Source organism: Polaromonas sp. UBA4122, assembly GCA_002381615.1.
In the GTDB taxonomy this organism is placed as follows: domain Bacteria; phylum Pseudomonadota; class Gammaproteobacteria; order Burkholderiales; family Burkholderiaceae_C; genus Polaromonas.
Map to the genome: position 1 here is coordinate 1 of DFWY01000044.1, position 14,519 is coordinate 14,519.

Sequence of the window (14,519 nt, forward strand, 5' to 3'; positions counted from 1 at the left end):
ATGCCTTCCTGGTTGATCAGTTCCACCTCGGCCGGCAGGCAGACCAGCTTGACGTTGTGTCCAGCCAGCAGCAGCTTGCTGCCTAACAAGGAGCCGTAAGAGGCGCCCATGATGAGGATGTTGTAGGTTTTGCTCATGAAAAATCTCCGCGTTGATTACAAAGGGGGCCGGTAGATGCTGGGAAACGGTGTAAATCAGCCAACAAGTGTATTCTGTAGCTGCACTTCACAATAACGTTTCAACGATGTGGGATGGCGTTGAGCCTTCAGGGCAATACTGTTTTACGACGAAGGCCGCTAATCGAAACCAGGGCGTCGCAGGTTGATTTGTACGTACGACTCAGGTCGACTGCGGCTTCAAAGGCTGACTAATGGGAATCCGATCCCAATTTTCTCACTTCTAATTCGCGACACCGTTCGGGCTGAGCTTGTCGAAGCCTGGTACCAAGGGGGCGAACCCTTCGACAGGCTCAGGGCGAACGGGAAAACTTTGTCACGAATTCTGGAAAGATCAATAACTGGAATCACCCCCCCAAATTGCGCACACAGTCCCCAAATCGGACAGATTGCTTGCTAAAACCGGACAAGTCATTGACTCCCGACAGCCTGCTTGCCGACGGCGATTACAATCAAACGGCGCTGCTGATCCTGCTCGGTGCCGACGGCCGCATCGTTGGGCGCACCAGGAAAATGGGTGCCACCGACCCGGCCTTCCTGACGCGATCATCGCTATGGAAAGATTCGATTTGCGACAGGATGCATCTCATGACAATTACCAGGATTTTCCAATGACTCTTGCCTTGCCTGATATAGAACTATCCGAAGAACTGATCCGCAAGTTTGACAAACTCGGGCCCCGTTACACGTCGTACCCCACGGCCGACCGTTTCAACACCGCATTTACCGAGCAGACGTATCTGAGCTATCTCGAACAACGTGCGACAAACGCCAGTAACCCGCCTTTGTCGATCTACGTGCATTTGCCATTTTGCGAATCGCTGTGTTATTTCTGCGCATGCAACAAGATCATCACCAAGGACCATAGCCGGGTAGCTGAGTACCTGCGCTACCTGGACAAGGAAATGGCGCTGGTGGCCTCGCATATTGGCAGCGACCGCAAAACGGTGCAGTTGCATCTGGGCGGAGGCACACCCACTTTCTTCAATGCTGACGAATTGCGCCAGCTGATGAGCATGCTGCGTAGTCACTTTGACTTCGCGGCTGACGCCGAGCTGGGCGTTGAAATCGATCCGCGTACCGTCCAGGACGGCACACTGGCCCTGTTGGCCGAGCTCGGCTTTAATCGCAACAGCTTCGGTGTGCAGGACTTTGACCCGGCGGTGCAGCAGGCCGTCAACCGCATTCAGCCTCTCGACATGGTGGAAAAGGCGGTTGAGGAAAGCCGTAAGGCAAACTTCCAGTCCATCAACGCCGACCTGATCTACGGCTTGCCGAAGCAGACGCTGGAAAGCTTTGGCCGAACGCTGGACAGCCTCATTCGCCTTGCACCTGACCGCATCGCGCTATACAACTACGCGCATTTGCCCAACCGCTTCAAGGCGCAGCGCCAGATCGTCGAAAGCGACCTGCCTTCGGCCGAAGAACGCCTGCAGATCTTCCTGATGTCGATGCGCAGATTGCTCGATGCCGGGTACGTCTATATCGGACTGGATCATTTTTCGAAGCCCGATGATGAATTGAACCAGGCGCGTCTGAACAAAAGTCTGCACCGCAATTTTCAGGGCTACACCACGCGGGCTGAGTGCGACCTGATCGGCTTTGGCGTTTCCGCCATCGGCAAGGTCGGCAACTCGTACAGCCAGTCGGTGCGGACCGTGAATGCTTACTACCAGCACCTCGACGAGGGCCACCTGCCGGTTGAAAAAGGTTTTGAATTAAGCAGCGACGATTTGCTCAGACGCCAGATCATCATGACCTTGATGTGTAGCGCACCGGTTGAAATCGACACCATCAACAGCGCCTATGGCATCGATTTCAATGCGTATTTTGCACGCGAGATGTCCCTTCTAAGGCAATACGAAGATGCCGGGCTGATCACCATCGACCCGACGGCTATCCGGGTCACCGCAAAAGGGCGTCTGTTCGTGCGTGCCAGCGGTATGGTGTTCGACAAATACCTCACTCAGCCAACAATGTCAACCTATTCCAAGTTGATTTGAGGGTTGTACAAGTTGCAAAACCACCCCGGTTGCCGGGGATGCATGCTATGTCGGAGGCAGTTCTGACGAATCTTTGCCTGTGCGCTGTGGCTACTTTTTGGTCTTCGCTTGTGCATGGAACCGCAGTGGCTTGATCACCCCGCCATTGCCGGTGCGGCCGCCGCGCTTTCTGAGCAGATTTTCCAGCGTCACGTCATCCAGCACTTTCAAGTAAGCCGTGGTGGCTGCACCCAAAGCGTCCTTGAGCGCGCAGGCCGACGCATAGGCGCAGCTGGTGTTGTCGCTATCGAAACACTCGGCCATGTGGAAATCGGTTTCTGTTTGGCGCACAACCTTGCCGATGTTGATCTCTGCAGGCTCATGGCCCAGCTTGATCCCGCCGTTTCGTCCGCGCACGGTTTCCACCAAACCGAGCTGCCCGAGCTGATGCACTACTTTAGTCAGGTGATTCTTGGAGATGCCATGCAGATCGGCGATGTCCTGGATCGTGACCATGCGCTCGCGGTTGACGGCCAGGTACATCAGGGTGCGTAGCGCGTAGTCGGTGTAGGTGGTCAGTCTCATTGCGCGATGAAAGTTCGGTGAGAGAGAAGGTGGCGTGTCATTTCATGCCTATTTAATGCTGGATTGATTTTATAGGTTTACCGCCTTCTTGTGGCAACAGCGGTTCAGGATTCTTCATGTGCGCGATTTAAGACGCATTTAAATTGCATGTTCAATAAGATGCATATAGAATCCACCTTTGATTGGATTCAATCCGTCACCTTTTTATCAACACCAACAAAGGAAATTTGCCATGCAGGCTACGCGCAAACTCTGGACCTGGCTCGCTGTCATCTGTGTACTGTCTTTTGCCGTTTTGGGCTGGGTCGGTACAGAGATTTATCTGACAGCGCCGCCCATTCCCAAACAAGTCATCAGCACCCAGGGAGCTGTGCTATTTTCAGAAGGACAGGTTCAACGCGGTCAGGAAGCCTGGCTTTCCGCCGGCGGTCAGCAGTTGGGTTCGGTATGGGGTCATGGCAGTTATGTCGCGCCGGATTGGTCGGCCGACTGGCTGCATCGTGAGGCGCTGGCCTTGCGCACCGTATGGGCGCAGCGTGATTTTGGCAAACCCTTTGAGCAACTGGGCGTCGGCCAGCAAGCCGAATTGAACGCCCGGCTCAAGAGCGAGATGCGGCGCAACACCTACGATGCTGCAACCGGCACCATTACGCTGTCGCCGGAGCGCGCCGAGGCCGTCCAGCAAGTGGCAAAGCATTACACCGGCTTGTTTGGCGATGATGCGTCACTGGACAAGCTGCGCGAACAATATGCGATGAATGCCGGATCCTTGCCGGACCCCGCTGATCTGCAAGCGCTTCCGGCCTTCATATTCTGGTCAGCATGGTCGGCCGCGACCGATAGGCCAGGTGAGACCGATCTCAGCTATACCAGCAACTGGCCGCACGATGCGCTGGTCGACAACACGCCGACCGCCGGTGCGGGCATCTGGTCGATTGCCAGCGTCATTTTCATGATCGCCGCGATTGCCGGCATGATTTTCTACCACTCGACAGCCAAGGAAGAGGGCGATCCAACCCCGCCCAAAGCCGATCCCTTGTTCGACCTGAAGCCGACACCGTCGATGAAGGCGACCAGGAAATACTTCTATGTGGTGATCGGCCTGATCCTGGCGCAAGTTGGCATGGGCGTGATTACCGCCCACTATGCCGTCGAGGGTCACACTTTCTTCGGCTTCCCGCTGGCGCAGATCCTGCCCTTTACGGTGAGCCGCACCATCCATACCCAGTTTGCGGTGTTATGGATTGCCACCGCCTGGCTGGCCACCGGTCTGTATATCGCCCCGGCGATCTCGGGCCATGAGCCCAAATACCAGAAACTCGGCGTCGACGTGTTGTTCTATGCCCTGCTGTTCATCGTGGTCGGCTCGACCGCCTTCGGCTGGCTCGGCAGCTTGCAGCATCTGGGCAATACTTTCAGTTTCTGGATCGGCAACCAGGGCCTGGAATTCACCAGCATGGGCCGCATTTGGCAAATCCTGCTGTTTATCGGCTTGCTGTTCTGGGTGACGCTGTTGGGACGCGGCCTGCTGCCCGCATTGAAAAAGCCCTCTGAGAGCCGCGGCCTGATTGCGATGGTATTCCTGGCCGCACTGTGCATCGGCATCTTCTACGCAACGTCGTTGACCTGGGGCCAACATACCCACTACTCGATGATCGAGTACTGGCGCTGGTGGTTGGTGCACTTGTGGGTGGAAGGCTTCTTCGAAGTATTCGCCACCGCGGTCATTGCACTGTTGTTCACTCGTCTCGGCTTGATCCGCGCCGCCACCGCCAACAGCGCGATCGTGCTGGAAACCATCGTGTTCCTGTTCGGCGGAATTCTGGGTACATTGCACCATCTGTACTTCACCGGCACTCCGACCTTCGTGATTGCCATCGGTGCCATGTTCTCGGCGCTGGAAGTGGTTCCGCTGGCGATGATCGGCGTCGAAGCCTATCGCAACTATCAACGCTCCAAGGCTGCGCCCTGGGTGCAGGCCTACAAGTGGCCAATCCTGTGCTTCATCGCCGTGGGTTTCTGGAACGTCGTCGGCGCCGGGTTGCTGGGTTTCTCGATCAATACGCCGATCGCGCTGTATTACATGCAAGGGCTCAACATGACCGCCGCCCACGCCCATGCGGCGCTGTTCGGTGTGTATGGCATGCTGGGCATCGGGCTGCTGCTGTTTTGCCTGCGCGGCCTGTCGGATCGTGCTGCATGGTCTGACAAGCTGCTGCAGCCGATGTTTTGGTCGCTCAATATCGGGCTGGCCATGATGGTGTTCATCTCACTGGTGCCCGCCGGCATCTACCAGGCCTGGGCCAGCGTGACCAAGGGCATGTGGTTTGCACGCTCACCGGAAGTTGTGCATTCGAAGCTGATGGAAACCCTGGTATGGATGCGGGTGCCGGGCGATGTGGTCTTCGCAATCGGCATGCTTTTCCTGGCCTTGTTTGCAATACGTTTGCTGAAGGGAGCCAAACGCAATCAGCCGACACGGCTATCTGTAGCACCTGTGGCGCGCGCCAAAGAGGCTTGACCACGTTTTATCAACAGTGCTGAAGGGGGGCTGGTCCAGGCCAGCCTCTTTGATTCACTACACAATAGAAGTATTACCATGACACACAATTGTTCCCTTCCTGTTATCGCTGAAGGCGTTTACCCGTTCGATGCACGCGGCGTCGCCAAACGATTCCGGCACGCCGCGATCTTTGGCGCGCTGGATGCGCTGCAAGCCGGCGAGACCATGCGCTTTTGCAATGACCATGATCCATTACCCTTGCTGTCACAGATCAATGGCCACTTTGGCCCCCGTGTCAAGATTGCCTATGTCTCGCGTGCACCGGGCGAAATCGTGATTGACTTCCGGGTGGCGGAATAATCCTCCAGACTGCGCTGTGAACTACCTTGCGATCAAATACCTTCACATCACCAGCGTTGCGCTGAGCGGCAGCTTTTTTTTATTGCGCGGGTTCTGGATGCTGCGTGAATCCGACATGCTGCAGCAACGCTGGGTCAAGGTTTTGCCGCATATTATCGACACGCTGCTGCTGAGCAGCGCACTGATCATGGTTTTTTGGAGTGCCCAGTATCCCTTTGTTCAACCCTGGCTGACGGCCAAGGTTGTCGCACTGATCGCTTATATCGGGCTCGGCACTGTCGCACTAAAACGCGGCAAAACCAAGGCGGTGCGAACTTGGGCATGGCTGGCCGCACTGGCGACATTTGCCTATATCGTGGCGGTAGCGCTAACGAGGCAGGCAATGATCTTTTCTTGATGTCCCTGCTCGGTCAGCCAGACGCTGTTGCGGCCTTCGCCGCCGCCCGGTACCAGCACTCGGCTGGCGGGCGCTTCGTCACTGACGTTCTGACACCTTGGCGCAGGCCCGCTGCCGGGCCTCAGGCATAGCGCTGTACAAGGCGGTACTGGCCCGCCGGTTCACGCATGGACTCCACCAGCGCATAGCCATGCACCTGCCAGCGCAGCACGGGATCCTGGGCGGGTGGCACAGCCCCGGCGGCACGACGCGCGAGCGTGATGTGGGGGCGAAAGTCCAGGGTGTCGCTTGGCAGTTCAAGGCGCTGCAGGGCCTGGCGCAGTGCGCCATGCAGCTGCAGCAGGCCGGCGGGTCTTGCATCCGGCTGCAACACGGCGGTGCCGTGACGCCACAGGCCGGGGTGGCCAAAGTTCAGTTCGAAGGGCTCGAACGGCACCTCAAGCCCCTTTTTGAGCTGGTTCAGGCGATGACGCGGGACGTTGCCGATAAAGTGCAGCGTCAGGTGCAGCTGCTCTGGCCGCACCAGCGACGCCTGGGCGTTCCAGTGCCATGCATCGCGGTATGCGAGCAAGGCGGCCCGCACGCGAGGCGCAGGCCAAAGCGCAAGAAACAGCCGGGCGGTGTGGTCCAGGGCGAGCGGGGGCGGGGTGGTACGCACGCAAAAATTTTATCTGCATGGCCACACAGCGGCTGCGCCCACAGAAACGTGGATCAGGCCGGTAGCTGTACAAGAACCGCTCTATGAGCGCAGAATCACCCGTGCGCGCCGCCATCACGCGTCGCCATCAAGGAGCTTGTCGTGAGTCGCAAAACACCTATCGAGCGCTACCGCAATATCGGCATCAGCGCCCACATCGACGCCGGTAAGACCACGACGACCGAGCGCATCCTGTTCTACACCGGCGTGAATTACAAGCTGGGCGAAGTCCACGAAGGCACTGCGACCATGGACTGGATGGAGCAGGAGCAGGAGCGCGGCATCACCATCACCTCGGCGGCGACGACGACGTTCTGGAAAGGCATGGCCGGCAGCTACCCGGAACACCGGATCAACATCATCGACACGCCGGGCCACGTCGACTTCACAATCGAGGTCGAGCGCTCGATGCGCGTGCTCGACGGCGTGGTCATGGTTTACGACGCGGTCGGCGGCGTGCAGCCGCAGTCCGAAACCGTCTGGCGCCAGGCCAACAAGTACAAGATGCCGCGCATCGCCTTCGTCAACAAGATGGACCGTGTGGGCGCCGACTTCTTGCGCGTGCAGCGCCAGATCGGCGAGCGCTTGAAGGGCGTGGCGGTGCCGGTGCAGATCCCGATTGGCACGGAGGAGCATTTCCAGGGGGTGGTCGACCTCGTGAAGATGAAAGCCATCATCTGGGACGAGGCCAGCCAGGGCGTGCGCTTTGACTATGGCGAGATTCCGGTCGAGCTGGTTGACTTGGCGAAAGAATGGCGCGAGAAGATGGTCGAGGCTGCCGCCGAAGCGAACGAGGATCTGCTGGGCAAGTACCTGGCGGGCGAGCCCTTGAGCGAAGTCGAGATCAAGCAGGGATTGCGCCAGCGCACCGTCGCGGGCGAAATCGTTCCCATGCTCTGCGGCAGCGCCTTCAAGAACAAGGGCGTGCAGGCCTTGCTCGACGCCGTCATCGACTACCTGCCCTCGCCAGTGGATGTGCCGGCAATTCTGGGCCATACCGTGGACGACAAGGAAGCCGAGCGTCATCCGGGCGACGACGAGCCGTTTGCGGCACTGGCCTTCAAGATCATGACGGACCCGTTCGTCGGGCAGCTGGTCTTCTTTCGCGTCTACTCGGGCGTCGTCAATTCAGGCGACACCGTCTTCAACCCGACCAAGGGCAAGCGCGAGCGGCTAGGCCGCATCCTGCAGATGCATGCCAATGTGCGCAACGAGATCAAGGAGGTCCGCGCGGGCGACATCGCGGCGGCGATCGGCCTGAAGGATGTGACCACCGGCGACACGCTGTGCGACCTGGACCATGTCATCATCCTTGAGCGCATGAGCTTTCCCGAGCCGGTGATCTCGCAAGCCGTCGAGCCCAAGACCACCGCCGACCAGGAAAAGATGGGGATGGCCTTGAGCCGTCTCGCGCAGGAAGACCCGTCGTTTCGCGTGCACACCGACGAAGAATCCGGCCAGACCATTATCGAAGGCATGGGCGAGTTGCACCTCGAAATTCTGGTTGACCGCATGAAGCGCGAATTCGGCGTGCAAGCGAGCGTCGGCAAGCCGCAGGTCGCCTACCGAGAAACCATCAAGCAGGCAGTCAGCGACGTCGAAGGCAAATTCATCAAGCAATCGGGCGGGCACGGCCAGTACGGCCACGCGGTGCTGAACCTCGAACCCCTGCCAGCGGGCCAGGGTTACCAGTTTGTCGACGCGATCAAGGGCGGCGTGGTGCCGCGCGAATACATTCCGGCGGTCGACAAAGGCATCCAGGAGAGCCTGAGGTCGGGCGTGCTCGCGGGCTACCCGGTGGTCGACGTGAAGGCCACGCTGGTGTTCGGTTCCTACCACGATGTCGACTCGAATGAAAACGCCTACCGCATGGCCGGCGCGATCGCGTTCAAGGAAGGTATGCGCCGTGCCAAGCCCGTCCTCCTCGAACCGATGATGGCGGTCGAAGTCGAGATGCCGGAAGAATACATGGGCCACGTCATGGGCGATCTGTCCTCGCGCCGTGGCAGCATCCAGGGCATGGAAGACATCGCCGGCGGTGGCGGCAAGCTGGTGCGCGCCGAGGTGCCGCTGGCGGAAATGTTCGGCTACTCGACCTCGCTGCGTTCACTCACGCAGGGCCGCGCCATCTTCACGATGGAGTTCAGGCACTATGCGGAAATGCCCCCCAGCGTTTCCGCAGCGATTGTGAACCTCAAATAAATCGCATGGCCGCGCGTCACACGAGGGTAGGGCCGTTCACTGGCGCGAATGCAGCGGATGGTGTTGCCCGCGGTGTCTTGCACGATGGCATGAAGCCATATTCGCCAATGCTCCTCTTGGGCTGGCAAATCGTGCCGCCGGCAGGCGCCACACGGGTGGCTTCCGCTCTTGGCGCGCAACACAAGCAAACAGTTTTCCGAACTTCAGGGGATATGCTAGTGTGGTGTTGCACGCTAGCTGGCACATAAAACCGTGTCTTTTTTCCCATGGCGGCGTTGCAAATCCTCGCAATAGTGGAACTATTGCTGCGGTTTGCGCCTTGCCATGAACAAAAATCCCTCAGTTTTATTTGTGCCATCAAGCATGCAACACCACACTAGGTGGTTTCCTGGAACTTTCATTTTTTTGGAGCAGTAGTTATGCGATCAAATCGCCTTAAAGAGATGTGCCAAAGGCAGGAAGCGGCCGTCAACGCATGGCTGTCCATTCCATCGTCCTATTGCGCTGAAGTCATGGGGCATCAGGGCTTTGATGCGGTGACCATCGATCTCCAGCACGGCATGATCGGCTTTGAACAGGCGATTGGCATGTTCCAGGCGCTGTCAGCGACACCGGTGCTGCCCTTGGCACGTGTTTCCCGCAACGATCCGGCTCTGGTGATGCAACTGCTTGACGCCGGCGCCTACGGCATCATTTGCCCCATGATCTCTTCTGTCGAGGAGGCGCGATCGTTGGTGTCGGCGTGCCGCTACCCGCCGGTGGGGACGCGCTCCTTCGGGCCAGCCAGAGGACTACTTTACGGTGGCCCGGATTATTTTCAGGGGGCCAATGATGAAATTCTGGTATTGGCCATGATTGAGACCCGCCAGGGGCTCGACGCTCTGGATGCCATCCTGGCGGTCGAAGGTCTGGACGGGATTTTTGTGGGACCCAACGACCTGGCACTGGCGCTGGGCAAGACGCCAAAGTCGGAGCCCGACGATCAAGACGTTCGCCAGGCCATCGCCCACATCTGTGAACGGACCCGCGCGCACGGAAAAATTCCAGGCATTTTCTGCTCCACCGGAGAAGCCGCCGCTCAGCGCATCGCGGAAGGATTCTTGCTGGTAACACCGGGGAATGATGTGGGGCTGTTGTCCCAGGCGGCTCATCGTGCAGTGCAGGTCGCCAAAGGTACTCAGCCCTCAAAACAAGGCGCAGGCTCGGGTTACTAAACTGGACGAAGAATCTTTCGAGTGAGTTAATGAGAAGCTGACCTCGAATCCATAATTGGAGTCTGACCCCAAATGCACAGCACCCTCGGGCGTGTCCAACTGCCGTTTCTAGGATGAAGTCGCGACGTAAATACCGGGTAAATCTCTGTTTGTCTTACACAGCGTTAACAAATGCAGGGCAACAATGAACTTTCTGAATCACAGAGACGCCTTAGGCCTTAGAACAGCAGCGATTCAGCAGCAGCAGCTCGCGCAGCCGTTTGTCGAACCTGGAATTCGTTCCAGCTACTGCAAATTTCTCAATGTGTTGTTGGCCAGTTCATCCACAAAGTCGGGAAACCTTATGAAATCGAAATTCTTCACTGCTTCATTATTGGCATCAGCCTTGTTCGTCGGCTTGGGACTTTCCCCGGCCATGGCGCAAGGCACCAGCACGCCCGCCATTGACAGTGCGCAGCAAGCGATCAGTGCCCGCATCCAGCAAGGTATGGCGTCCGGCCACATCACACCTTCCGAGGCGCGAGAGCTCTATCGACGTGACCGCGAAATTGACATTCGCGAAAGCCGCTTCAAATCGGATGGCAATGTCACGCCCCAGGAGCGCCAGCAGTTAAGGGCGGATCTGGATGGCCTTAACGCCGAAGTTGAACGCATGATGGCTAACCGCGACATCGTTGCCCAACCCGGCAATATAAACGGTATCGACAATCGTGAGTTCAATATCAGCCAGCGCATTGACGAGGGCGTCCGCTCTGGTCGCATTACCCAGCGCGAAGCGGACAGGTTGCACAGCCGGGAGCGTGACATTGCACGCCACGAGGCCAGCTTCAAGCGTGACGGTGTCGTTACCCAGCAAGAACGCCGTCAACTGCAAAATGAACTAACGAGGCTGCGCGGCGACGTGGAACGGATGATACGCAACGACCGCCGTGGTCGGCGTTAAAAACATTTCAGGCGTCCATAGCGCCTGAAGCGTATCCAGTGGATCAGGGGATGTCAGGCATTTCAGCTCGCAACGGCTGAAAGCCTGACTTTTTCAATTTGACTCCTTGTAGTATTGTCTGGTGAACCGAAAAATTCGATTTTTGATGCCTGAAGGAGTGCCTGGTTTTGAATCTATCCTGGATGCGTTGTAGCGCCACCGTCTGGCTGGTGGGCTTCGTGAGCCTCTCAAGCCTGCTGACAGGTTGCGGAACCCCGGTGAAGGCGTTTGCGTCACAGGAAGAATTTGGCTCCACCGCGACCTTCTCCCGGCTGTTTGACGCCACAGCTGCACAAACCTGCGAGGCCGCCAGAAGGGCGTTGCTGAGCCAGGGTTACATCATCAACACGGCCAGAGAGGACTTGGTGGATGCTCAGAAAAGCTTTCAGCCTGAGCCTGAGTCGCACCTGCAAATGGAAATTCGGGTCGTGTGCGCCCCCGACAGCAGCGACGGAAAAGTCAGCCTTGGCTTTGTCACCGCCCTGCAGGACGTTTATGCCCTGAAGAAAAGCAACAATTCAGCCAGTCTGGGCGTGGGAGCGCTGGGTTCGGTCTCGCTGCCATTTAGCTCGAGCAATGATTCCATGGTCAAGGTGTCCAGCAAAACCATCTCTTCCGAAGCCTTTTATGAGCGCTTTTTTGACCTGGTGATGCGTTATCTGGTGGTGGACGGACCCTTGGACGAATCCCATTGACCTGTCGTGCACGGTAAGTGCACTCAAGCGGCCTGAATGCACTGCTGGCGCTAATGGTCTCTTGCCAGTTGTTGCTCGGGAGCACCGTCCAATGGAACCTGATCCCCATCGCTTTCCCGCCAGCTTCCCGGCATGAGTCCGTCCAGCGCGTAGGGGCCGATGGCGGCGCGGATCAGGCGCAGGGTGGGAAACCCCACGGCCGCCGTCATGCGCCGGACCTGGCGGTTGCGGCCTTCCCGGATGACCAGCTCGATCCAGGCGGTGGGGATGGATTGGCGAACGCGAACGGGCGGCTCCCGCTCCCATAGCGCTGGCGGCGGATCCATCAGCCGGGCCCGGGCCGGGCGGGTGAGGCCGTCATTGAGCTGCACCCCCAGTCGCAAGGCCTCCAGGGCGGCTTCGCCAGGTTCGCCTTCCACCTGGACCCAGTAGATCTTTTCCATCTTGAAGCGGGGGTCGGCGATGCGCGCCTGCAGCTTGCCGTCGTTCGTCAGCAGCAGCAGGCCCTCGCTATCCGCATCCAGCCGGCCAGCCACATAGACGTCGGGGATGTCGATGAAGTCCTTCAGCCCGCGCCAGCGCCCCTCAGCGGTGAACTGGCTGAGCACACCGTAGGGCTTGTTGAAGCAGATCAGGCGGGAAGGGCGGGAAAAATTCATGGCGGCAAAGGATAGCATCCCCATTCGGCGATCCAGCGGGGCGTACGAAGAATTAGAGGTCAAATAACTGGCTAACCCCCGTGGAATATGCGCAAGCGGCTATGAAAATAATAGCTATTGGACCCGTTTTAAATTTTGACCGGTACGTACACTTACAAAAGGTTTTCATTGGTGGAGGCTGTTCAAAGCAGAATCCAATTCAGCTTTACTTGTTGAATCCCCCGATGAACGTTCAAGAATCAAAACGCATGCTGCGTCCGTGTCTGGTGCTTTGCCTGTGTTGTGCCATGGCCGCCTGCGGTGGTGGCTTTCGTGACTACCTCGCTGACGGAACCGAGCCCCTACCTGTGCTCGTTGCATCCGCGAGACCCGCCAGGGCAACGGTGCCCGTGCCCGTCACAAAGCATACGGTAACTGACGTGAGTTGCGGATTGAATGGCAGGCATGGTATTCAGACCGAAGTCCTGCAAAGGGTCAATGCCTTGCGCGCTGCCGGCGCGGTTTGTGGGGCAACGACTTATGTCGCCGTTGCCCCATTAACCTGGAATAGTGACTTGCTGAAGGCGGCCCAAGGGCATTCAAGCGACATGGCGAAAAACAACTATTTCTCCCACAACCGCCCGGATGGAAGCACCCCGGCACAACGGGTACGGGCCACCGGATACCGCTACACAGCCGTGGGGGAGAACATCGCGGCAGGTCAGCCGACCGTGGAGAAGGTCGTGACCAAATGGATTGACAGCCCCGGCCATTGTCAGAATCTGATGAACCCCCGGTTTCGCAATATCGGTGTTGCCTGTGCGCGCAACGATGCCACCACCTACCACCTTTACTGGACGATGGATCTGGGCGGCACATGAAGGTCGCGCATCTGTCGTTGCCATTGGGGCGTCTCTTTTAGAGACTATAGGTCTCTGGCCCACGCGTGGCAGATTGTTCAATTACTTGACTCGGTCAAGTAATTGAACAACAGTGCATGGCATGGAAACCAATTTTCAATTCCCCGCTGCTGACCACGTCAAGGCACTGCGCGGGTTCAACCGCTTCTACACACAGCGCATCGGCGTGCTGGCGCCTTACTTGGACAGCGAGCTGTCCTTGACGGAGGTGCGTGTCTTATACGAGCTTGCCCATTATTCACCCCAGGCGTCCCAGCCGTTCACGGCGTCTGCGCTGGCGCATGAACTGGGGCTGGACATGGGTTATCTCAGCCGAATCCTGCGTCGCTTTGAGGTCCGCGCCTGGATCAGCCGCAAGCCGGCACCCCTCGATGCCCGCCAAAGCCTGATCACGCTCACGCAAGCCGGGTACACGGCCTTTGCACCCTTGCAACAAAGGTCGCGAGACGAAGCGGCAGCGCTGCTGGGTACCGTGGCTGCGGATCAGCAATCGGCTGTGATCGCTGCAATGAACACCATCCAGCATGCGCTGGAGCCGGTGGTACTTGCGCCCAAAAAGCCCGTGATTACCCTGCGCGAGCCTCAGCCCGGTGACATGGGGTGGGTGGTGCAGCAGCATGGCGAAATCTACGCCCGCGAGTATGGCTGAAACGCCGATTTTGAGGCACTGGTGGCCGATATCGTGGCCAAGTACCTGCGCAACCAGCAGCCCGAATGGGAAAGCTGCTGGATGGCCGAGGTGGATGGCCAGCGCGCGGGCTCGGCCTTTGTGGTGCGCAAATCAAAACAGGTCGCGCAATTGCGTATGCTGATACTTACCCCACAGGCGCGCGGCCTGGGCTTGGGCGCCCGGCTGACGGACGAGTGCATCGCGTTTGCTCGCAGCAAGGGCTACCGAAAGATGGTGCTGTGGACCAATAGCTGCCTGAGCGCTGCGCGTTCCATCTATGCCAAACGGGGCTTTCAACTGGTTAAGAGCGAGCCTTACCAGGGGTTCGGGCAATCGCTGGTTGGCGAGACGTGGGAGCTGAAAATCTGAAGACAGTTGATACCCGCATTTGAGAGCTATTTTTGCCTCTATCCCCCGTGGAATATGCGCAAGCAGCTATACAAAACATAGCAGCTGTCAGTCGGCAGCTTTCACGGACTGCGGCTTCACCTCATCCAG

The 14,519-nt window shown here is 58.3% G+C and carries 13 protein-coding genes and 1 pseudogene; 11 read left to right on the top strand and 3 right to left on the bottom strand.

Going from position 1 to position 14,519, the window contains the following annotated elements; all coding sequences use genetic code 11:
• The first annotated feature begins 569 nt into the window (after positions 1–569).
• Together B3F77_RS06035 and hemN are read left to right on the top strand one after the other, a co-directional pair.
• A complete protein-coding gene (locus tag B3F77_RS06035; RefSeq protein ID WP_293604089.1) occupies positions 570–791 on the top strand; it encodes a hypothetical protein in 222 nt (73 codons plus the stop codon).
• Complete coding sequence (gene hemN / locus B3F77_RS06040) at positions 788–2,179, top strand: oxygen-independent coproporphyrinogen III oxidase (protein WP_293604090.1); 1,392 nt, start codon at positions 788–790, stop codon at positions 2,177–2,179. Before B3F77_RS06035 ends, hemN begins: the two co-directional genes overlap by 4 nt.
• Positions 2,180–2,269: 90 nt before the next feature.
• Here the strand turns inward: hemN and B3F77_RS06045 are convergent, their stop codons facing one another.
• Positions 2,270–2,743, bottom strand: a complete 474-nt coding sequence (locus B3F77_RS06045) for an RrF2 family transcriptional regulator (RefSeq protein WP_293604091.1) — start codon at positions 2,741–2,743, stop codon at positions 2,270–2,272.
• Between the two features lie 232 nt (positions 2,744–2,975).
• Between B3F77_RS06045 and B3F77_RS06050 the strand changes: the two genes are divergently transcribed.
• The 3 genes from B3F77_RS06050 (at position 2,976) to B3F77_RS06060 (ending at position 6,003) form a co-directional block, all read left to right on the top strand.
• Positions 2,976–5,264, top strand: coding sequence for a nitric-oxide reductase large subunit (locus B3F77_RS06050; RefSeq protein ID WP_293604092.1), 2,289 nt, complete (start codon positions 2,976–2,978; stop codon positions 5,262–5,264).
• Between the two features lie 78 nt (positions 5,265–5,342).
• Complete coding sequence (locus B3F77_RS06055) at positions 5,343–5,606, top strand: DUF2249 domain-containing protein (protein WP_293604093.1); 264 nt, start codon at positions 5,343–5,345, stop codon at positions 5,604–5,606.
• Between the two features lie 16 nt (positions 5,607–5,622).
• Complete coding sequence (locus B3F77_RS06060; protein WP_293604094.1) at positions 5,623–6,003, top strand: SirB2 family protein; 381 nt, start codon at positions 5,623–5,625, stop codon at positions 6,001–6,003.
• Between the two features lie 121 nt (positions 6,004–6,124).
• On the opposite strand, the gene thpR is transcribed toward B3F77_RS06060, so the two are convergent.
• Complete coding sequence (gene thpR / locus B3F77_RS06065) at positions 6,125–6,661, bottom strand: RNA 2',3'-cyclic phosphodiesterase (protein WP_293604095.1); 537 nt, start codon at positions 6,659–6,661, stop codon at positions 6,125–6,127.
• Between the two features lie 141 nt (positions 6,662–6,802).
• Here thpR and fusA point away from each other — a divergent pair, with 141 nt between their 5' ends.
• The 4 genes from fusA (at position 6,803) to B3F77_RS06085 (ending at position 11,793) form a co-directional block, all read left to right on the top strand.
• Positions 6,803–8,902 carry an elongation factor G gene (fusA, locus tag B3F77_RS06070; protein ID WP_293604096.1) on the top strand — a complete coding sequence of 700 codons (2,100 nt, stop codon included), beginning with the start codon at positions 6,803–6,805 and terminating at the stop codon, positions 8,900–8,902.
• A 419-nt stretch (positions 8,903–9,321) separates the two neighbouring features.
• Positions 9,322–10,116 (top strand): HpcH/HpaI aldolase family protein, encoded by a 795-nt coding sequence (locus B3F77_RS06075; protein WP_293604097.1) that lies wholly within the window; start codon positions 9,322–9,324, stop codon positions 10,114–10,116.
• Positions 10,117–10,300: 184 nt separating this feature from the next.
• Entirely contained in the window at positions 10,301–11,059 is a 759-nt protein-coding gene (locus B3F77_RS06080; protein ID WP_293604098.1) for a hypothetical protein, read from the top strand.
• Between the two features lie 182 nt (positions 11,060–11,241).
• Positions 11,242–11,793, top strand: a complete 552-nt coding sequence (locus B3F77_RS06085; RefSeq protein ID WP_293604101.1) for a DUF2242 domain-containing protein — start codon at positions 11,242–11,244, stop codon at positions 11,791–11,793.
• Between the two features lie 50 nt (positions 11,794–11,843).
• Here B3F77_RS06085 and B3F77_RS06090 read toward each other — a convergent pair whose 3' ends face one another.
• The gene (locus tag B3F77_RS06090) at positions 11,844–12,452 is read right to left on the bottom strand and encodes a pseudouridine synthase (protein ID WP_293604099.1); all 609 of its coding nucleotides are present in this window, start codon (positions 12,450–12,452) and stop codon (positions 11,844–11,846) included.
• A 224-nt stretch (positions 12,453–12,676) separates the two neighbouring features.
• Here B3F77_RS06090 and B3F77_RS06095 point away from each other — a divergent pair, with 224 nt between their 5' ends.
• Both B3F77_RS06095 and B3F77_RS06100 read left to right on the top strand, forming a co-directional pair.
• Positions 12,677–13,312, top strand: a complete 636-nt coding sequence (locus B3F77_RS06095; protein ID WP_293604100.1) for a CAP domain-containing protein — start codon at positions 12,677–12,679, stop codon at positions 13,310–13,312.
• A 121-nt stretch (positions 13,313–13,433) separates the two neighbouring features.
• Positions 13,434–14,390: pseudogene (locus B3F77_RS06100) on the top strand (bifunctional helix-turn-helix transcriptional regulator/GNAT family N-acetyltransferase).
• The last annotated feature ends 129 nt before the right edge of the window (positions 14,391–14,519 follow it).

Coding starts and splice junctions, on each gene's coding strand:
- B3F77_RS06055 (WP_293604093.1), top strand. CDS start 5,343: ATGACACACAATTGTTCCCTTCCTGTTATCGCTGAAGGCGTTTACCCG.
- B3F77_RS06045 (WP_293604091.1), bottom strand. CDS start 2,743: ATGAGACTGACCACCTACACCGACTACGCGCTACGCACCCTGATGTAC.
- B3F77_RS06095 (WP_293604100.1), top strand. CDS start 12,677: ATGAACGTTCAAGAATCAAAACGCATGCTGCGTCCGTGTCTGGTGCTT.
- hemN (WP_293604090.1), top strand. CDS start 788: ATGACTCTTGCCTTGCCTGATATAGAACTATCCGAAGAACTGATCCGC.
- B3F77_RS06050 (WP_293604092.1), top strand. CDS start 2,976: ATGCAGGCTACGCGCAAACTCTGGACCTGGCTCGCTGTCATCTGTGTA.
- B3F77_RS06080 (WP_293604098.1), top strand. CDS start 10,301: ATGAACTTTCTGAATCACAGAGACGCCTTAGGCCTTAGAACAGCAGCG.
- B3F77_RS06085 (WP_293604101.1), top strand. CDS start 11,242: ATGCGTTGTAGCGCCACCGTCTGGCTGGTGGGCTTCGTGAGCCTCTCA.
- B3F77_RS06075 (WP_293604097.1), top strand. CDS start 9,322: ATGCGATCAAATCGCCTTAAAGAGATGTGCCAAAGGCAGGAAGCGGCC.
- B3F77_RS06090 (WP_293604099.1), bottom strand. CDS start 12,452: ATGAATTTTTCCCGCCCTTCCCGCCTGATCTGCTTCAACAAGCCCTAC.